Here is a 17,914-nt window from a genome sequence, read left to right on the forward strand (position 1 = left end):
TGCTCAGCCAGACCGGCGCACCACCGCCGGCGGCGCCGCCATCGACGACGAACGGAGCCCCATGGGCGAGCAGCACCACGTGAAGTTCCCGCAAGAGGTCATCGACGAGTACGCGGCCCTCGGCATCGACCTGGTCGCCATGTTCTCCGCCGGGCACCTGGGCACCCGCTTGGGCGTACAGATAGTGGAGGCCTCGGCGGACCGCGTCGTCGGCGTCATGCCGGTGGAGGGCAACACCCAGCCGTACGGGCTGCTGCACGGCGGCGCGTCCGCGGTGCTGGCGGAGACGTTGGGCTCGGTCGGCTCCATGCTGCACGCGGGCAGCTCCAAGATCGCCGTGGGCGTGGACCTGAACTGCACGCACCACCGGGGCGTCCGGTCCGGCCTGGTCACCGGTGTCGCCACACCGCTGCACCAGGGGCGCTCGACGGCGACGTACGAGATCGTCATCAGCGACGAGGCCGGCAAGCGGGTATGCACGGCCCGGCTGACGTGCCTGCTGCGGGACGCCCCGCCCGCCGCCGGTGAGCAGGTGCGGAAGGCGGACTGATGCCTGCGGAAGGCGGACTGATGCCTGCGGACGGGGGACGGCCGGAGGCGAAGCCGCCCTCGGCTCTGGTCCCCCAGGGCGGACAGGCTCTAGCGTCGGGGCATGGCAACGGGAGGAGCCCCCTGGCCGGGGGCCGTGCTCGGGCTGCTGCCACCCGGCGTCCTGGTCACCGGGTGCGCGGAGTCGGGCGCGACGGACGGATCGGCGGGGGCGCGGGACAGCGGCTCACCGTCGCCGTCGGTCACCCCGCCGGAGAAGCCGCACGCGAAGATCGTCGCCCACTCGCCGGGGCAGACGCTCAAGCGCGACACCGGGGACACCGGCGGCATCGGGAACACCGGCGACACCTACGGGGACCATCGGTCCATGGGGCTGCAGCAGTCCATGGGACTGCCGAACGGGCGGTACGACATCCTGCGGGAGGTCGTCGACGCGGCCCGGACCGAACGGCGGCGCCCGGGTCCGGCGGCGGAGCGGCCGACCGACCGGCGGGAGCACCCGGGCGGCCCGGAGTGGCGCCGCGCGGGCGGCCCGGGCGACGGGCCCTGGCAGTGAGCGGGATCGGCCCCGTGGAGCCGGGCGAGGGCACGCGCGCGTGGGACGCACCGGAAGCGGGCACCGCGTCCGCGCCGGAGCCTCCTCGCCGTCCGCTCACCCAGGCGTACACCCGGCACCGCCGTGCCGTGCTCGCCGCGACGGCGGCCGTCGTCGTACTCGCGGGCGGCGGTTATCTGTATGCGACCCGACCGGAGCCGGAACCCGCGCCCGAGACACCGCACCCCTCCCAGGCGATCGGCATCGGCTACCTGGGCCCCGCCCCCCGGTCCGCCGGGGCACCGCGCGGGATCTTCGGGTTCGAGGTGGAACTGAGCGTCCTCCACGGCCCGGCGATCACAGTCGAACGGATGACCCAGCCCTACGCGGGGCTCGCCATGAGAACCGACCCGCGCACTCCGATCCGGATCGGGACGGACGGGCCCCGGAAGATCGTCATCACCATGCGCGTCACCGCGTGCGGAAAAGCGCCCGAGAGCGCCGGCCTTCCTTTCCTTGACGTAACTCTACGTAATACGCGCGCAATAGAAGCGCACAGTTTCATCTTGGGCGAGCGGTATGCACAGGACCTCTCCGACGCCCTTCACGTCGCCTGCAGCAACGAATCCGCGTCATCACCAAAAACCTGAACACTCCTGAACCTACCCGCGTCGACCCTGCACGTTCTCACCATACGGACAGGGCGAATCAGCCTGAATTCCGCACATCCACCCACTGAGTACCGCTCTGCATTACCTCGTGTCATAACAAGAGCGTCACAGCCTTGGTCAGACTCTCCTCCACGTTCCCCACACACGCTTAGAGTCACGCCCAGTCACCGCGCCAACGGAATCGAAGTCACGTCTTCGGCCCAGCGCTCGACTCGGCCGCTTCCAAACAGGAAGGGCCGTGCCAGGGAAAGGACTGATCGTGCGTCAACGTTCCATCGCCATCACCGCCGCGCTGGCGGCGGGAGCACTCACACTCACCGCCTGTGGCTCGCGCGACGAGGGAAACGGCGGCTCGGACACCGGCAGTGGCACCACTGTCGTCATCGGCGTCGACGCCCCGCTGACCGGTGACCTCTCCGCCATGGGCCTCGGCATCAAGAACTCCGCCGACCTCGCCGCCAAGATCGCCACCAAAGAGAAGTACGTCGAAGGCATATCCTTCAAGATCGAAGCCCTCGACGACCAGGCGCAGCCCTCCTCGGGCCAGCAGAACGCCGCCACCTTCGTCGCCAACAAGGACGTCCTCGGCGTCGTAGGCCCGCTCAACTCCGGCGTCGCCGAGTCGATGCAGAAGGTCTTCGACGACGCCAAGCTCGTCGAGGTCTCCCCCGCCAACACCGGCCCGACCCTCACCCAGGGCCCCAAGTGGGAGACCGAGAAGGTCCGCCCGTACAAGTCGTACTTCCGCACCGCGACCACGGACGCCATCCAGGGCCCGTTCGCCGCGCAGTACCTGTACAACGACGCCAAGAAGAAGAAGGTCTTCGTCATCGACGACAAGAAGACCTACGGCGCCGGCCTGGCCGCCACCTTCACCAAGGAGTTCGAGAAGCTCGGCGGCGAGGTCGTCGGCACCGAGCACATCGACCCCGAGACCAAGGACTTCTCCGCGGTCGCCACCAAGGTCAAGTCCTCCGGCGCCGACGTCGTCTACTACGGCGGCGAGTACCCGCAGGCCGGCCCGCTCACCAAGCAGATCAAGGCCGCCGGCGCCAAGATCCCCGTCGCCGGCGGCGACGGCATCAACAACCCGGCCTACATGGACCTCGGCGGCGCCGCCGCCACCGGCGACTTCTCCACCTCCGTTGGCGCCCCGGTCGAGGAACTCCCCTCCGCCAAGGACTTCGTCGCCGACTACAAGGCCGAGGGCTACAAGGAGCCCTACGCGGCCTACGGCGGCTACTCCTACGACTCCGCCTGGGCGATCATCGAGGCCGTCAAGAAGGTCGTCGAGGACAACGACGGCAAGCTTCCCGACGACGCCCGCGCCAAGATCACCGAGGCCATGCAGAACGTCTCCTTCGACGGCGTGACCGGCAAGGTCTCCTTCGACGAATACGGCGACACGACCAACAAGCAGCTCACCGTCTACAAGGTCGAAGGCGGCGAGTGGAAGGCGGTCAAGTCCGGCACCTACACCGGCTGACCCAGCCCGCACCTTCATGAGCCGCGCGGGGCGCTGCACCAAAGCGCCCCGCGCGGACTCGCATCCGGTCACATTCGTCAAACATCCGAATCTCGGAGGACATGCGGTGAACGAACTGCCGCAGCAGCTGGTCAACGGCCTGCTACTGGGATCCATGTACGGGCTGGTCGCCATCGGCTACACGATGGTCTATGGCATCGTCCAGCTCATCAACTTCGCCCACGGTGAGATCTTCATGCTGGGCGGCTTCGGCGCCATCACGGTCTACCTGTACGTGCTGCCCGACGGCACCACCCTGTGGGTCGCCCTGCCCCTCATGCTCATCGGCGGCATCCTCGTCGCCGTACTCGCCGCGGTCGGAGCCGAAAGACTCGCCTACCGGCCCCTGCGCACAGCCCCACGCCTCGCCCCCCTCATCACCGCCATCGGCCTCTCCCTGGCCCTCCAGCAGGCAGTGTGGGCCTGGTACCCCGACGCCAAGGAATCCGTCAACTTCCCCCAGATCGACGGCGGACCCTTCGAGATCGGCGGCGTCACCATCCAGACCGGCGACATCTTCCTGCTGATCGCCGCCCCCATCAGCATGGCGATCCTCGCCTACTTCGTCATGAAGACCCGCACCGGCCGCGGCATGCAGGCCACCGCCCAGGACCCCGACACCGCCAAGCTCATGGGCATCAACACCGACCGCATCATCGTGGTCGCCTTCGCCCTCGGCGCCGCCTTCGCCGCCGTCGGAGCCGTCGCCTACGGCCTCAAGTACGGCCAGGTCCAGTTCCGCATGGGCTTCATCCTCGGCCTCAAGGCCTTCACCGCGGCCGTCCTCGGCGGCATCGGCAACATCTACGGCGCCATGCTCGGCGGCGTCGCCCTCGGCCTCGCCGAAGCCCTCTCCACCGCCTACATCGCCGACATCCCCGGCATGGACCAGTTCGGCAGCCAGTCCTGGGCCAACGTCTGGGCGTTCGTACTCCTCATCCTCGTGCTCCTGTTCAGGCCCCAGGGCCTGCTCGGCGAGCGCGTGGCGGACAGGGCGTGACACCGATGACCACACAGACCACCGCATCCCCGGCACCGACGGCCAAGCACGACAGCACTCCGAGGGGTCTCGTGGGCCTCCCGGAGAACATCGGCCGCGCCCTCGCCACCGGCGGCGGCATCCTCGCCGTCATCTCCACCTTCCTCTCCTGGACCTGGACCTCCGCCTTCCCCGGCAACCTCACGGTCTACGGCTACCCCGGCGGCCTCCAGGTCCTCGTCCTCATCGGCGGCGCCCTCACCGCCCTGTTCGGCCTCGCCTCCTACGGCATCAAGGGCCTGCGCTGGCTCACCCCCGCAGGCGCCGACAGCGCCATCAAACTCGCCGCCCTCGGCACCTTCACCACCGCCTGGTACACGATCCTCGCGATCAGCATCCAGCTCGGCGGCCTCGTCAACCTCGAACCCGGCGGCTACGTCGTCGCCCTCGCCACCCTCGCCGCCCTCCTCGGCGCCCTCGCCCTGCCCTTCCCAAGGCCGCAGCCCGAGATCGCCGACCCCGAGGACACCCCCTGGGAAGAGTTCCAGCTCGGCGCCCGCAACAGCTGGTCCGTCGTCAAGGCCTGCTTCGCCGGCGGCACCCCCACCCCCGCCCGCCAGCTCCCCGCCTACGCCGAGATCCTCGTCATCGTCGCGGCACTCGCCCTCGGCCTGACCGTCTTCACCTACGGCATCGGCACCGAATACGACGAACTCTTCGTCGGCTTCCTCATCATGGCCGGCTTCGGCTTCGCCGCCCTCTCCAAGGCCGGCCTCGCCGCCCGCGTCTCCGCCCTCACCGCCAAACACCGCACGGTCACCATGATCGGCGCGTTCGTCGCGGCCGCCGCGTTCCCCTTCACCCAGTCCGACGACCGCTACGCGACCATCGGCGTCTACATCCTGATCTTCGCCACCGTCGCCCTCGGCCTCAACATCGTCGTCGGCCTCGCCGGCCTCCTCGACCTCGGATACGTCGCCTTCCTCGGCGTCGGCGCCTACACCGCCGCCATGGTCTCCGGCTCCCCCTCCTCCCCCTTCGACATCCACCTCCCCTTCTGGGCCTCCGCCATCCTCGGCGCCGCCGTCGCCATGATCTTCGGCGTCATCATCGGCGCCCCCACCCTCCGACTGCGCGGCGACTACCTCGCCATCGTCACCCTCGGCTTCGGCGAGATCTTCCGCATCGCCGTCCTCAACATGGACGGCACCTCCGGACCCGACATCACCAACGGCTCCAACGGCATCTCCTCGATCCCCAACCTCAACATCCTGGGCTTCGACTTCGGCGCCGAACACACCATCGCCGGGTTCACCATCGCCCGCTTCGCCAACTACTTCTTCCTCATGCTGCTCATCACCCTCGTCGTGGTGATCGTCTTCCGACGCAGCAGCGACTCCCGCATCGGCCGCGCCTGGATCGCCATCCGCGAGGACGAGACAGCCGCACTCGCCATGGGCATCAACGGCTTCCGCGTCAAGCTCATCGCCTTCGCCCTCGGCGCCGCACTCGCCGGCCTCGCCGGCACCGTCCAGGCCCACGTCACCTACACCGTGACGCCCGAGCAGTACCAGTTCGCCCACGTCGTCCCGCCCAACTCGGCATTCCTCCTCGCAGCCGTTGTCCTCGGCGGCATGGGCACCATCAGCGGCCCCCTCGTCGGCGCCGCACTGCTCTACCTCATCCCCGCCAAGCTCCAGTTCCTCGGCGACCTCCAGCTCTTCGCCTTCGGCCTCGCCCTCGTGCTGCTCATGCGCTTCCGCCCGGAAGGCCTCATCCCCAACCGGCGCCGCCAGCTCGAATTCCACGAAGACGCCGAAGCACCCACAGTCCTCAGCAAGGCAGGGGCCTGACCCATGACCACCGACACCACCACCAAGGACGCCACACCCGGCGCCACCCCCGCCGAGACCGTCCTCGACGCCCGCGGCGTGACCATGCGCTTCGGCGGCCTCACCGCCGTACGCAACGTCAACCTCACCGTCAACAGCGGCGAGATCGTCGGACTCATCGGCCCCAACGGCGCCGGCAAGACGACCTTCTTCAACTGCCTCACCGGCCTCTACATCCCCACCGAGGGAGAAGTCCGCTACAAAGGCCAGGTCCTGCCGCCCAAGTCCTTCAAGGTCACCGCCGCCGGCATCGCCCGCACCTTCCAGAACATCCGCCTCTTCGCCAACATGACGGTCCTGGAAAACGTGCTCGTCGGCCGCCACACCAGGACCAAGGAAGGCCTCTGGTCCGCCCTCCTGCGCGGCCCCGGCTTCCACAAGGCCGAGAAAGCCTCCCGCGAACGCGCCATGGAGCTCCTGGAGTTCGTCGGCCTCGCCAACAAGGCAGAACACCTCGCACGCAACCTGCCCTACGGCGAACAGCGCAAGCTGGAAATCGCCCGCGCCCTCGCGAGCGAGCCGGGCCTGCTCCTCCTGGACGAGCCCACCGCCGGCATGAACCCCCAGGAGACGCGAACCACCGAGGAACTCGTCTTCGCCATCCGCGACAAGGGCATCGCCGTCCTCGTCATCGAGCACGACATGCGGTTCATCTTCAACCTCTGCGACCGCGTCGCCGTCCTCGTCCAAGGCGAGAAACTCGTCGAGGGCGACAGCGCCACCGTCCAGGGAGACGAGCGCGTCGTCGCCGCCTACCTCGGCGAACCCTTCGAAGACGCACCCGGCAAGGACGAGGTAGCCGAAGTCGAGGCCGCCGAAGCGAACGCCGAGCCCTCGAAGGACACCGCGCCCGGCAAGGAGAACGACCGATGACCGCACTGCTCGAAGTAGAGGACCTCCGGGTCGCCTACGGCAAGATCGAAGCCGTCAAGGGCATCTCCTTCAAGGTCGACGCCGGCGAGGTCGTCACCCTCATCGGCACCAACGGCGCCGGCAAGACCACCACCCTGCGCACCCTGTCGGGCCTGCTCAAGCCCGTCGGCGGCCAGATCAAGTTCAACGGCAAGTCGCTCAAGAAGATCCCCGCACACAACATCGTGTCCCTGGGACTCGCCCACTCCCCCGAGGGGCGGCACATCTTCCCGCGCATGACCATCGAGGACAACCTCCGCCTCGGCGCCTTCCTGCGCAACGACAAGCCCGGCATCGAGAAGGACATCCAGCGCGCCTACGACCTCTTCCCCATCCTGGGCGAACGTCGCAAGCAGGCCGCCGGAACCCTCTCGGGTGGTGAGCAGCAGATGCTCGCGATGGGCCGCGCGCTCATGTCCCAGCCGAAGCTGCTGATGCTGGACGAGCCCTCCATGGGCCTCTCGCCGATCATGATGCAGAAGATCATGGCCACCATCGCCGAGCTGAAGTCCCAGGGCACCACCATCCTGCTCGTCGAGCAGAACGCCCAAGCGGCGCTCTCCCTCGCCGACCAGGGCCACGTCATGGAGATCGGCAAGATCGTCCTGTCCGGCACGGGCTCCGACCTGCTCCACGACGAATCGGTCCGCAAGGCCTACCTCGGCGAGGACTAGCCCCCGGCCCACACGCGACGAGGCCCGCACCCCTTGCGAAAGGGGTGCGGGCCTCGTCGCGTACGACCTACGGCTGGTGGGGCTCAGCCCTTGGCGGCCTTCTTCTCGTCGGCGTCCTGGATGACGGCCTCCGCGACCTGCTGCATCGACATCCGACGGTCCATCGACGTCTTCTGGATCCACCGGAACGCCGCCGGCTCCGTCAACCCGTACTCCGTCTGCAGAATCGACTTCGCCCGGTCCACGAGCTTCCGGGTCTCCAGGCGAAGCGTGAGGTCGGCGACCTCCCTCTCCAGCTCCTTCAACTCCGTGAACCGCGACACGGCCATCTCGATCGCCGGCACGACATCACTCTTGCTGAACGGCTTCACCAGATACGCCATCGCACCGGCGTCCCGGGCCCGCTCGACAAGGTCCCGCTGCGAGAAGGCGGTCAGCATCAGCACCGGCGCGATGCGCTCCTCGGCGATCTTCTCGGCCGCCGAGATGCCATCCATCTTGGGCATCTTCACGTCAAGGATCACGAGATCCGGCCGGTGCTCCCGGGCCAGCTCGACGGCCTGCTCACCGTCACCGGCCTCGCCCACGACGGAGTAGCCCTCCTCCTCGAGCATCTCCTTCAGATCGAGGCGGATCAGCGCCTCGTCCTCGGCGATGACGACACGGGTCGTCAGCGGAGGCACGTGCGACTTGTCATCGTCGTCGGCGACGGGCTGGGGCGACTCGGGGGCGGTCACGTGGGCTCCTCGTTCGGGGCAGGGGTACTGCTGACAAGCAGGGTACCTAGCTGCGGGCCGGTACTGTGACCGGGTATGCTTCCCGGCAGGCGCTCTCGCCGGGTTGGCGCAACTGGTTGACGCGGAGGTCTCAAACACCTCTGTCCGCAAGGACGTGTGGGTTCGAATCCCATACCCGGCACCGTCAAGCGGATGTCCACGTTCTCGTGAACATCCGCTTTTTGCTGCCCTCGGTCACGATTGGTGACACAGAGTGGCTACATGAACTTTCACGGCACTGAGGTGCGAGAGAAGGCCGTCACTCTCCTGCGCAACGGCGCGAGGAACGCTGACGTGGCGCGGAAGTACAACGTCCCTCTTGGCACGGTCAGCTACTGGAAGCACATGGATCGCTCGAAACGTGGCGAGTGTCCAGGAAAGCACGACCCCAAGTGCCCCCGGTGCGATGGGCGGGATCTCGACGAGGCCTCGTACAGCTATCTGCTCGGTCTGTATCTCGGCGATGGCCACATCAGCCGCTACTCCGAGCACCGCGTACCCAATCTCATGATTACCTGCGCCGACTCGTGGCCCGGCCTCATGGACGGCTGTGAAGAAGCCATGCGCGCGGTCTTCCCCGACAACTCCGTATGCCGCGTTCGCAAGAGAGGCTGCCGGAACGTGAAGGTCTACTCGAAGCACCTGCATTGTCTGTTCCCTCAGCATGGTCCCGGCAAGAAGCACGACCGCACGATCGCCCTTGAAGCCTGGCAACAATCCATCGTCGACGCCTACCCCTGGGGGTTCATCCGGGGCCTCATCCACTCCGACGGCTGCCGGATCACCAACTGGACAACCCGCCTCGTCGCCGGTGTGACCAAGCGTTACGAGTACCCGCGCTGCTTCTTCAGCAACAAGTCGGATGACATCCGGAAGCTCTTCACGGACACCCTGGACAAGGTGGCCGTCGAGTGGACAACACTCGCCCGCGGCAGCGACCCCTTCAACATCTCCATCGCCCGCAAAGCCTCAGTAGCCCTGATGGACACCCACGTAGGCCCCAAGCACTGACCCTCTACTTCAGGCCGTCACCCTCCCCGATGTGATGCACCCGAACCATGTTCGTGGAGCCCGCCACCCCCGGCGGTGAGCCCGCAGTGATCACCACGACGTCACCCTTCTTGCAGCGGCCGTACTGCAGCAGCAGCTCATCCACCTGGTCGACCATCGCGTCCGTCGAATCGACATGCGGGCCCAGGAACGTCTCCACGCCCCACGTCAGGCTCAGCTGCGAGCGCGTCGCCGGGTCGGGGGTGAAGGCCAGGAGCGGGATCGGGGAGCGGTAGCGGGAGAGGCGGCGGGCCGTGTCGCCGGACTGGCTGAAGGCGACGAGGAACTTGGCGTCCAGGAAGTCGCCGATCTCCGCTGCCGCTCGGGCCACCGCGCCGCCCTGCGTGCGGGGTTTGTTGTGTTCGGTGAGGGGTGGGAGGCCCTTCGCCAGCATGTCCTCCTCGGCCGCCGCGACGATGCGGGACATCGTGCGGACCGTCTCCACCGCGTACTTCCCGACACTCGTCTCGCCCGACAGCATCACCGCGTCCGTGCCGTCGAGCACCGCGTTGGCGACGTCGCTCGCCTCCGCTCGCGTGGGGCGGGAGTTCTGGATCATCGATTCGAGCATCTGCGTGGCGACGATGACCGGCTTGGCGTTGCGCTTGGCCAGTTTGACGGCGCGTTTCTGGACCATCGGGACCTGTTCGAGGGGCATTTCCACGCCGAGGTCGCCGCGGGCGATCATGATGCCGTCGAAGGCGTCCACGATGTCGGCGATCGCGTCCACGGCCTGGGGTTTCTCCACCTTGGCGATGACGGGGAGCCGTCGGCCCTCCTCGTCCATGATCCGGTGGACGTCGTCGATGTCCCGGCCGGAGCGGACGAACGACAGCGCGATGACGTCAAAGCCGGTGCGCAGGGCCCAGCGGAGGTCGTCCTCGTCTTTCTTCGAGAGGGCGGGGACGGAGACGGCGACGCCGGGGAGGTTGAGGCCCTTGTGGTCGGAGATCATCCCGCCTTCGACGACCCTGGTGTGGACGCGGGGGCCGTCGACCGCCGTGACCTCGAGGGTGACCTTGCCGTCGTCGACGAGGATGTGTTCGCCGGGGGTGACGTCCGTGGCCAGGCCGCTGTGCGTCGTGCCGCAGATGTCGCCGTCGCCTTCGACGCCCTCCTCCACGCTGATGGTGAAGGTGTCGCCGCGTTCGAGGAGTACGGGGCCTTCGGTGAAGCGGCCGAGGCGGATCTTCGGGCCCTGGAGGTCGGCGAGTATGCCGACGCTGCGGCCGGTCTCGTCGGCGGCCTTGCGGACGTGGTGGTAGCGCTCCTCGTGTTCGGCGTGGTCGCCGTGGCTGAGGTTGAAGCGGGCGATGTCCATTCCGGCTTCGACCAGGGCTTTGATCTGGTCGTAGGAGTCGGTGGCGGGCCCGAGGGTGCAGACGATCTTTGCTCGGCGCATGGTTTCGAGCCTATGGCTTACCGGCCGGTAGCGACGTGGTGGAGCGTGACTACTCAACGTCCTTTGCGTGAAGGGTAATTGACAAGTGGTCACATAAGTCGAAGGGTGCCCCGGCCGAGCGGCGCGGGGCAGCCCGGGGTACGTCACAGTCGTGGCGGCAGCATGGTGAAGCGGGCGTTGACCTGGGCGTAGAGGCGTTGGCGTTGGGGTTCGAGGTCGAGGGGGGCGGCGGTGCCCTCGGCTCCCATGGCGGATCTGGCCCGCATGGCGCCGCCGGGGGCTGCGGGGCCGATGGGCTGGGGGGCTTCGGCGCCGATGTCGGCGAGTTCGACGAGGGCGGCGAGGGAGGTTCCGAGGGCTTCGGCGTACTCTCTGGCGCGCTGTACGGCTTCTTTGACGGCTTTCTGTCGGGCTCGCTTGTGGGCGGGTGAGTCGGGGCGGAGGGACCACCAGGGGCCGTCGACGCGTGTGAGGTCCAGGTCCGCCAGGCGGGTGGTGAGTTCGCCCAGTGCGGTGAAGTCGGTCAGCTCGGAGGTGATGTGGACGCGGCCGTGGTACGCGTGGATCCTCTCCCCTCTGCCCTTCTCCTTCAGTTCGGGGGTGATGGAGAAGGCTCCGGTTTCCACGCGTTCGACCGCTTCGCCGTAGGTCTTGATGAGGTCGAGGACGGTGGTGTTGCGGCGGGTGAGGTCGTCGAGGGCGGCGCGGCGATCTTTGCCGCGGGCGAGGACGGTGACGCGGATGCGGGCTATCTCGGGGTCGACTTCGAGGCGGGCTTCGCCGCGGACGGCGATGCGGGGTGCGTCGGGGGTGCCGTAGGGGACGGCGGTGGGCTGGGCTTCCTCGGGGCTGGTGGTCATACGTCCCACTCTGTCACCGGTGATCGGGGAGGGGGGTGGGCTGGTCATCAGATCGCAACCTGCGAGACCTGTCGCCGTGGGTCATGGACGGGTCAGAATCTACGCGCGTTCATCTGAGTATCTACGCGCGTCACCAACTCGTTCCTCCGAGGAGTACCCGATATGCCCTTGAACCGCCGGAAGTTCCTGAAGAAGTCGGCCGTGACCGGCGCCGGAGTGGCCGTCGCCGGTACGGCCCTGGCTCCGAGTGCGCAGGCGGCCACGGTGAAGGGTGCCGGGAAGAAGGCGCCGAAGCGGTACAGCTTCACCGTGATGGGGACGACGGACCTGCACGGCAATGTCTTCAACTGGGACTACTTCACGGACAAGGAGTTCGACGACAAGGCGCACAACGACGTCGGTCTGGCGAAGATCTCCACGCTGGTGAACCAGATCCGCCAGGAGAAGGGTCGCCGGAACACGCTGCTCATCGATGCCGGTGACACCATTCAGGGCACGCAGCTGTCGTACTACTACGCGAAGGTGGACCCGATCACCGCCAAGGGTGGTCCGGTGCATCCGATGGCGCAGGCGATGAACGCGATCGACTATGACGCGGCGGCGCTGGGGAACCACGAGTTCAACTACGGCATTCCGGTGCTGCGGAAGTTCCAGGAGCAGTGTCGTTTCCCGTTGCTGGGGGCCAACGCGCTGGACGCGAAGACGCTGCGTCCGGCTTTTCCGCCGTACAGCATGCACCGGCTGCGTACGCCGCACGGGCGGGATGTGAAGGTGGCGGTGCTGGGTCTCACCAACCCCGGTATCGCGATCTGGGACAAGGCGAACGTGCAGGGGAAGATGACGTTCCCGGGGCTGGAGGAGCAGGCGGCGAAGTGGGTGCCGAAGCTGCGGTCGATGGGGGCGGATGTCGTCATCGTGTCGGCGCACAGCGGGTCGTCCGGGACGTCCTCGTACGGTGACCAGTTGCCGTACATCGAGAACGCGGCGGGGCTGGTGGCCGAGCAGGTGCCGGGGATCGACGCGATTCTGGTCGGGCACGCGCACACGGAGATCCCCGAGTACTTCGTCACCAACAAGGAGACCGGCAAGCAGGTCGTGCTGTCGGAGCCGCTGAAGTGGGGGCAGCGGCTGACGCTGTTCGACTTCGAGATGGTGTGGAGCAAGGGCTGCTGGAAGGTCGAGAAGGTCGGCGCGCAGGTTCTCAACTCCAACGCGGTGGAGGAGGACCCGAAGATCGTGAAGCTGCTGGGTGACGAGCACGAGAAGGTCGTGGCGTACGTCAACCAGGTCATCGGGACGAACGCGGCCGAGATGACGTCGGTGGAGGCGCCCTACAAGGACGTTCCGATCATCGACCTGATCAACCACATCCAGGCGGACACGGTGAAGCAGGCCCTGTCCTCCACGGAGTACGCGTCGCTGCCGGTGCTGTCGCAGGCGGCGGCGTTCTCTCGCAGTGCGGTGATCCCGGCGGGGAACGTCACCATTCGGGATGTGGCGGGTCTGTACGTGTTCGAGAACACGCTGGAGGCGCGTTTGATGACGGGTGCGCAGATGAAGGCGTATCTGGAGTACTCGGCGAACTACTTCGTGCGGACGGCGGCGGACGCGGTGGTGGATCCGGCGGCGCTGACGAACGCGAACGGTACGCCGGACTACAACTACGACGCGGTGAGTGGTCTGTCGTACGAGATCGACATCGCGAAGCCGGCGGGGTCGCGTATCGCGAATGTGCGGTTCGAGGGTGCGCCGCTGGCGGACGACCAGAAGTTCGTGTTCGCGGTGAACAACTACCGGGCCAACGGCGGTGGCAACTTCCCGCATGTCGCCGCGGCCCAGCTGTTGTGGTCGAACTCGGACGAGATCCGTAACACGATGATCTCGTGGGTGAAGGCGAAGGGGTCGATCGATCCGGCCCAGTTCGCTTCGGTGGACTGGAAGCTGACGCGGAACGGTACGCCGGTCTTCTAGAGGTTCAGGAGGGACAGGTCGACGGCGTCGGCGATGGCTTTCGCGCCGGCGTCGTTGACGTGGAGGCCGTCGCCGCTGTTGTAGTCGTCGTGGATCCTGGTGGGGTGGTCGGGGTCCGCGACGGCGGCGGCGATGTCGATGACGGCGTCGAAGGGGTGGCTGTCGCCGAGGAGCCAGGTGTTCACCTCGGCGCGTACGGTCTGGCCTTCCTCGGTGTCGTAGCCGGGGTAGACGGTGCCGGCGTAGGGGCCGATGGTGGCGCCGATGACGGTGAGGCCGGCGGTGTGGAGGCGGTCGGCGAGGGCGGTCAGGCCGGTGATCAGTTCGGCTGCCGTGGGGAGTTTGGCCGGTTCGGGGAAGGCGATGGCGCCGGGCAGGCCGAGGTCGTTGAGGCCGGTGTGGATGATGACGTGGCTGGCGCCGGGTACGTCGAGGACATCCCGCTCCACTCTGGACAGCAGGTGGGCGCCGATCTCGTCGGTGAGGAGTCGGTTGCCGGAGATGCCGGTGGCGACGATCCAGCCGTGGGTGAGGCGGCGGTCGAGTTGGGCGGGGAAGCTGCCGCCGGTGCCGGGGGTGGTGGCCATGCCCTCGATCCAGGAGTCTCCGAAGGCGACGGCGATGCGGGTGTTCTCGGGGGCGAGGACGTCGATGCCGGTGACGAAGTGCCCGGTGATGAGTTCCTCGGTCTCGTCGAGGGATTCGGCGGTGAGCTGGTTGCCGGGGACGGCGTGGCCGACGTCGTAGGGGATGGCGGAGTGGGTGGTGAGGCCGGTGTCGCCGGGGAGGTAGAGGCTGAGGGCGAGTTCCTGGCCTGCGGTGACGGGTCCTTCGACGGGGTCGCTGACGATCTCCTCTCCGGGCGGGACGGTGACGGTTTCGGCGCCGGCGAAGAGGAGGGTGACGTCGGTGGTGGGGTCGATGGCGCTGCCTTCGGTGCGGTGGGCGAGGTGGGCGCCGCCGATGTGCAGCGGGGTGCGGCCGTAGCGGTTGCTGAGGTGGACGCGTAGTGCCTCGCCGCCGCCGGCGGGGCGCAGGGTCTGGCGGACGGTCTGGTCGGTGAAGCCTCGGACCTCGAAGAGTTTGAAGGCTTCGTGGGGGTCGATGACGGCGGAGCGGTGGGCGGCGATCCAGGTCTTCTCTGTGCGGGTGCTGGTCATGGCCGAAAGGTAGGCAGGTTTCTTGCAGCCGTCACTACACCTGCCTCACTTCTTTGCTTTCCGATTACCTGACGTCGGCGAGGGGTGTCAGTGGGGTGAGGGTCGTCTCGCGTCGGGCGGGCGGGATCCGGGGGCCGGGTTCGAGGCCGAAGGTGGTGTAGGCGGTGCGGCTGGGCAGGGGGTAGGGCTCCTTGTCGGTGAGGCTGTTGAGGATGGTGGCGCTGCGCCAGGCGGCGAGGCCGAGGTCGGGGGCGCCGACGCCGTGGGTGTGCAGTTCGGCGTTCTGGACGTAGACGTGGCAGCCGGCGGCGGTCACCGACGGGTCGAGGATCATCCGGAAGTTCTCGTCGACGCGGGGCCGTTCGCGGCTGTCGCGCCGCATGTACGGGTCGAGGCCGGCGAGGACGCGGTCCAGGGGGCGCTCGTGGTAGCCGGTGGCGAGGACGACGGCGTCGGTGGTGAGGCGGGAGCGGGTGCCCTGCTCGATGTGTTCGAGGTGGAGTTCGACCTTGGTGGTGGCGAGCCGGCCGGCGGTGCGGACGTGTACGCCGGGGGTGAGGACGGCGTCGGGCCAGCCGCCGTCGAGGGTGCGGCGGTACAGCTCGTCGTGGATCGCGGCGATGGTGTCGGCGCCGATGCCCTTGTGGAGCTGCCACTGGGCGGCGACCAGTCGGTCCCGGGTCGGTTCGGCCAGGGCGTGGAAGTAGCGCGTGTAGTCCGGTGTGAAGTGTTCCAGGCCCAGTTTGGAGTACTCCATGGGCGCGAAGGCCTCCGTGCGGCCCAGCCAGTGCAGTCGTTCCCGTCCGGCGGGCCGGTGCCGCAGCAGGTCGAGGAAGACCTCGGCGCCGGACTGTCCCGCGCCGATGACGGTGACGTGTCCGGCCGCCAGCAGACGGTCGCGTTCGCCGAGGTAGTCCGAGGCGTGGATGACGGGCACGCCGGTGGCCTCGACGAGGGGCTTCAGGGGCTCGGGCACGTGGGGTTCGGTGCCGACGCCGAGGACGATGTTCCGGGCGTATGTGCGTCCGAGTGCGGCGGTGTCGCCGTCGCCGTCCAGTTCGGTGAAGTCGACCTCGAAGAGGTCCCGTTCGGGGTTCCAGCGCACGGAGTCGACCTGGTGGCCGAAGCGCAGTCCGGGCAGGTTCTCGGCGACCCAGCGGCAGTAGTCGGCGTACTCGGCTCGCTGGATGTGGAACCGCTCGGCGAAGTAGAAGGGGAAGAGCCGGTCGCGTGTCCTGAGGTAGTTCAGGAACGACCAGTGGCTGACCGGGTCGGCGAGCGTCACCAGGTCCGCCAGGAAGGGCACTTGGACCGTGGCACCCTCGATGAGCAGGCCCGGGTGCCAGTCGAAGCCGGGGCGTTGCTCGTAGAAGACCGCGTCGAGTTCGGCGAGGGGGTGGGCGAGGGCGGCGAGGGAGAGGTTGGCGGGGCCGATGCCTACGCCGACGAGGTCGCGGGGTGCTTCGGGTTCGTGCTGGTCGTGCTCTGGGGGCGTGCTCATGTGGGGGTGTGTCCTTCGGCGAGTGCTACGGGTTCTACGAGCTTGAGCAGGGCGGCGAGGTCGCCGGGCCGGGTGTGGGGGTTGAGCAGGGTGGTCTTGAGCCACAGGCGGCCGTCGAGTTCGGCGCGGCCTATGACGGCTCGGCCGTCGTGGAGGAGTCGGCGGCGCACGGCGGCCACGGCGGTGTCCGGGGCTTCGGTCGGCCGGAAGAGGACCGTGCTGATGGTGGGCCGGTCGTAGAGCTCGAAGCCGGGGTGTGCCTCGACGGTGGCGGCGAACTCCTGGGCGAGGGCGCAGACTTGGTCGACGAGTCGGCCGAGTCCGGTGCGTCCCAGGGTCGTGAGGGTGACGGCGATCTTGAGGATGTCGGCCCGCCGGGTCGTCCGCAGCGACCGGCCGAGCAGGTCGGGCAGTCCGGCCTCGGTGTCGTCGTCGGCGTTGAGGTAGTCGGCGCGTTGGTGCAGTGCGGCGAGGTCCGCCGTGTCGCGTACGGCGAGGAGTCCGGCGGCGACCGGCTGCCAGCCCAGTTTGTGCAGGTCCAGGGTGGCGGTGTGGGCGCGGGCGAGGCCGTCGAGCCGGTGTCGGTGCCGGTCGCTGAAGAGGAGGCCTCCGCCGTAGGCCGCGTCGATGTGGAGCCGGGCTCCGTGTGCCTCGCACAGGTCGGCGATCTCGGGCAGCGGGTCGATGAGGCCGGCGTCGGTGGTGCCGGCGGTGGCGGCGACGAGAAGGGGTCCCTGGAGGTGGGTGAGGGCGTCGTCCAGGGTGGCGGTGTCGAGGGTGCCGGCCGGGGTCGGGACGACGACGGGTTCGGGCAGGCCGAGCAGCCAGGCGGCGCGGACGAGGGAGTGGTGGGCGTTGGCCCCGCAGACGAGCCGTACGCCCGGGTGCGTCTCCCGGGCCAGGAGCAGGGCGAGTTGGTTGGCTTCGGTGCCCCCGGTGGTGACCAGCGCGTCGGCGGCGCCGGCCGCCTCGGCCAGCGCCCGCGTCACCAGTGCTTCGAGTGCGGAGGCGGCCGGGGCCTGGTCCCAGGAGTCGAGGGAGGGGTTCAGTACGGAGACGGCGAGGTCCGCGGCGGCGGCGACGGCCAGGGGCGGCGTGTGCAGATGGGCCGCGCACAGGGGGTCGGCCGGGTCGGCGGTGCCGGCGGCGAGGGCCCGGACCAGGCGGTGGAGGGCGTCCGGCTCGCCGTCGGCGGGCAGCGGCTCACCGAGCGCGTCCCGCACCATCGCCGCGACCGCCTCCGGGCCGCCGGCGGGGAGGGGGCCGCCCCGTGCCTCGGCCCCTTCCCGCAACGCGTCGAGCACGGTGTCGAGCAACGGCCGGAGCGCGTCGGGACCTTGGGGTCCCGAGGCGAGAGGCGCAGCGGTCATGGATTCCTCCGAGCACGGGGAATCCCATCTTGTACGCCAATCGGATGCCGAGCCCGAAAAGGCCGTCAATTACAGCCGAAAGAGGGT

At 68.5% G+C, this 17,914-nt stretch carries 16 protein-coding genes and 1 tRNA gene; 11 read left to right on the forward strand and 6 right to left on the reverse strand.

Annotated features, from left to right (window positions below; genetic code table 11):
• The first annotated feature begins 61 nt into the window (after positions 1-61).
• From ACWD26_RS07515 to ACWD26_RS07550, 8 genes are all read left to right on the forward strand, one after another.
• Complete coding sequence (locus ACWD26_RS07515; protein ID WP_451267226.1) at positions 62-550, forward strand: hotdog fold thioesterase; 489 nt, start codon at positions 62-64, stop codon at positions 548-550.
• A gap of 102 nt (positions 551-652) precedes the next feature.
• Positions 653-1,105 (forward strand): hypothetical protein, encoded by a 453-nt coding sequence (locus tag ACWD26_RS07520; RefSeq protein WP_451267228.1) that lies wholly within the window; start codon positions 653-655, stop codon positions 1,103-1,105.
• Entirely contained in the window at positions 1,102-1,734 is a 633-nt protein-coding gene (locus tag ACWD26_RS07525; protein WP_451267230.1) for a Tat pathway signal sequence domain protein, read from the forward strand. Before ACWD26_RS07520 ends, ACWD26_RS07525 begins: the two co-directional genes overlap by 4 nt.
• A 280-nt stretch (positions 1,735-2,014) precedes the next feature.
• The gene (locus tag ACWD26_RS07530; RefSeq protein WP_451267232.1) at positions 2,015-3,241 is read left to right on the forward strand and encodes a branched-chain amino acid ABC transporter substrate-binding protein; all 1,227 of its coding nucleotides are present in this window, start codon (positions 2,015-2,017) and stop codon (positions 3,239-3,241) included.
• A gap of 106 nt (positions 3,242-3,347) precedes the next feature.
• Positions 3,348-4,280, forward strand: coding sequence for a branched-chain amino acid ABC transporter permease (locus tag ACWD26_RS07535; RefSeq protein WP_451267234.1), 933 nt, complete (start codon positions 3,348-3,350; stop codon positions 4,278-4,280).
• 5 nt (positions 4,281-4,285) lie between these two features.
• A complete protein-coding gene (locus tag ACWD26_RS07540; protein WP_451267236.1) occupies positions 4,286-6,112 on the forward strand; it encodes a branched-chain amino acid ABC transporter permease in 1,827 nt (608 codons plus the stop codon).
• A 3-nt stretch (positions 6,113-6,115) separates the two neighbouring features.
• Positions 6,116-7,024 carry an ABC transporter ATP-binding protein gene (locus tag ACWD26_RS07545; protein WP_451267238.1) on the forward strand — a complete coding sequence of 303 codons (909 nt, stop codon included), beginning with the start codon at positions 6,116-6,118 and terminating at the stop codon, positions 7,022-7,024.
• Positions 7,021-7,737 carry an ABC transporter ATP-binding protein gene (locus tag ACWD26_RS07550; protein ID WP_451267240.1) on the forward strand — a complete coding sequence of 239 codons (717 nt, stop codon included), beginning with the start codon at positions 7,021-7,023 and terminating at the stop codon, positions 7,735-7,737. Before ACWD26_RS07545 ends, ACWD26_RS07550 begins: the two co-directional genes overlap by 4 nt.
• 83 nt (positions 7,738-7,820) lie before the next feature.
• Here ACWD26_RS07550 and ACWD26_RS07555 read toward each other — a convergent pair whose 3' ends face one another.
• Positions 7,821-8,474, reverse strand: coding sequence for an ANTAR domain-containing response regulator (locus ACWD26_RS07555; RefSeq protein WP_451267242.1), 654 nt, complete (start codon positions 8,472-8,474; stop codon positions 7,821-7,823).
• A gap of 97 nt (positions 8,475-8,571) precedes the next feature.
• On the opposite strand from ACWD26_RS07555, the gene ACWD26_RS07560 reads away from it, so the two are divergent.
• A tRNA-Leu gene (locus ACWD26_RS07560) sits at positions 8,572-8,655 on the forward strand.
• A gap of 80 nt (positions 8,656-8,735) precedes the next feature.
• The gene (locus tag ACWD26_RS07565; protein ID WP_451267244.1) at positions 8,736-9,524 is read left to right on the forward strand and encodes a helix-turn-helix domain-containing protein; all 789 of its coding nucleotides are present in this window, start codon (positions 8,736-8,738) and stop codon (positions 9,522-9,524) included.
• A gap of 4 nt (positions 9,525-9,528) precedes the next feature.
• Here ACWD26_RS07565 and pyk read toward each other — a convergent pair whose 3' ends face one another.
• Together pyk and ACWD26_RS07575 are read right to left on the reverse strand one after the other, a co-directional pair.
• The gene (pyk, locus tag ACWD26_RS07570) at positions 9,529-10,965 is read right to left on the reverse strand and encodes a pyruvate kinase (RefSeq protein ID WP_451267246.1); all 1,437 of its coding nucleotides are present in this window, start codon (positions 10,963-10,965) and stop codon (positions 9,529-9,531) included.
• 143 nt (positions 10,966-11,108) lie between these two features.
• A complete protein-coding gene (locus ACWD26_RS07575; protein WP_451267248.1) occupies positions 11,109-11,825 on the reverse strand; it encodes an SIMPL domain-containing protein in 717 nt (238 codons plus the stop codon).
• Between the two features lie 162 nt (positions 11,826-11,987).
• Here ACWD26_RS07575 and ACWD26_RS07580 point away from each other — a divergent pair, with 162 nt between their 5' ends.
• Positions 11,988-13,796, forward strand: coding sequence for a 5'-nucleotidase C-terminal domain-containing protein (locus tag ACWD26_RS07580; RefSeq protein WP_451267250.1), 1,809 nt, complete (start codon positions 11,988-11,990; stop codon positions 13,794-13,796).
• Here the strand turns inward: ACWD26_RS07580 and ACWD26_RS07585 are convergent.
• The 3 genes from ACWD26_RS07585 to ACWD26_RS07595 form a co-directional block, all read right to left on the reverse strand.
• On the reverse strand, positions 13,793-14,956 hold the full coding sequence (locus ACWD26_RS07585) for a GDSL-type esterase/lipase family protein (RefSeq protein ID WP_451267252.1): 1,164 nt from the start codon (positions 14,954-14,956) through the stop codon (positions 13,793-13,795). The two genes, ACWD26_RS07580 and ACWD26_RS07585, sit on opposite strands and share 4 nt — an antisense overlap.
• Positions 14,957-15,020: 64 nt before the next feature.
• Positions 15,021-16,457, reverse strand: coding sequence for a lysine N(6)-hydroxylase/L-ornithine N(5)-oxygenase family protein (locus tag ACWD26_RS07590; protein WP_451267254.1), 1,437 nt, complete (start codon positions 16,455-16,457; stop codon positions 15,021-15,023).
• Positions 16,454-17,827: a pyridoxal phosphate-dependent decarboxylase family protein gene (locus tag ACWD26_RS07595; RefSeq protein WP_451267256.1), complete on the reverse strand. Its 1,374-nt coding sequence runs from the start codon at positions 17,825-17,827 to the stop codon at positions 16,454-16,456. Before ACWD26_RS07595 ends, ACWD26_RS07590 begins: the two co-directional genes overlap by 4 nt.
• Between the last annotated feature and the right edge of the window lie 87 nt (positions 17,828-17,914).

This window comes from Streptomyces sp. NPDC002787, from assembly GCF_053592095.1.

Bases quoted from the DNA above. Each gene is read 5' to 3' on its own strand.
- ACWD26_RS07515 (WP_451267226.1), top strand. From the start codon at position 62: ATGGGCGAGCAGCACCACGTGAAGTTCCCGCAAGAGGTCATCGACGAG.
- ACWD26_RS07520 (WP_451267228.1), top strand. From the start codon at position 653: ATGGCAACGGGAGGAGCCCCCTGGCCGGGGGCCGTGCTCGGGCTGCTG.
- ACWD26_RS07540 (WP_451267236.1), top strand. From the start codon at position 4,286: ATGACCACACAGACCACCGCATCCCCGGCACCGACGGCCAAGCACGAC.
- ACWD26_RS07545 (WP_451267238.1), top strand. From the start codon at position 6,116: ATGACCACCGACACCACCACCAAGGACGCCACACCCGGCGCCACCCCC.
- ACWD26_RS07550 (WP_451267240.1), top strand. From the start codon at position 7,021: ATGACCGCACTGCTCGAAGTAGAGGACCTCCGGGTCGCCTACGGCAAG.
- ACWD26_RS07565 (WP_451267244.1), top strand. From the start codon at position 8,736: ATGAACTTTCACGGCACTGAGGTGCGAGAGAAGGCCGTCACTCTCCTG.
- pyk (WP_451267246.1), bottom strand. From the start codon at position 10,965: ATGCGCCGAGCAAAGATCGTCTGCACCCTCGGGCCCGCCACCGACTCC.
- ACWD26_RS07575 (WP_451267248.1), bottom strand. From the start codon at position 11,825: ATGACCACCAGCCCCGAGGAAGCCCAGCCCACCGCCGTCCCCTACGGC.
- ACWD26_RS07580 (WP_451267250.1), top strand. From the start codon at position 11,988: ATGCCCTTGAACCGCCGGAAGTTCCTGAAGAAGTCGGCCGTGACCGGC.
- ACWD26_RS07585 (WP_451267252.1), bottom strand. From the start codon at position 14,956: ATGACCAGCACCCGCACAGAGAAGACCTGGATCGCCGCCCACCGCTCC.
- ACWD26_RS07590 (WP_451267254.1), bottom strand. From the start codon at position 16,457: ATGAGCACGCCCCCAGAGCACGACCAGCACGAACCCGAAGCACCCCGC.
- ACWD26_RS07595 (WP_451267256.1), bottom strand. From the start codon at position 17,827: ATGACCGCTGCGCCTCTCGCCTCGGGACCCCAAGGTCCCGACGCGCTC.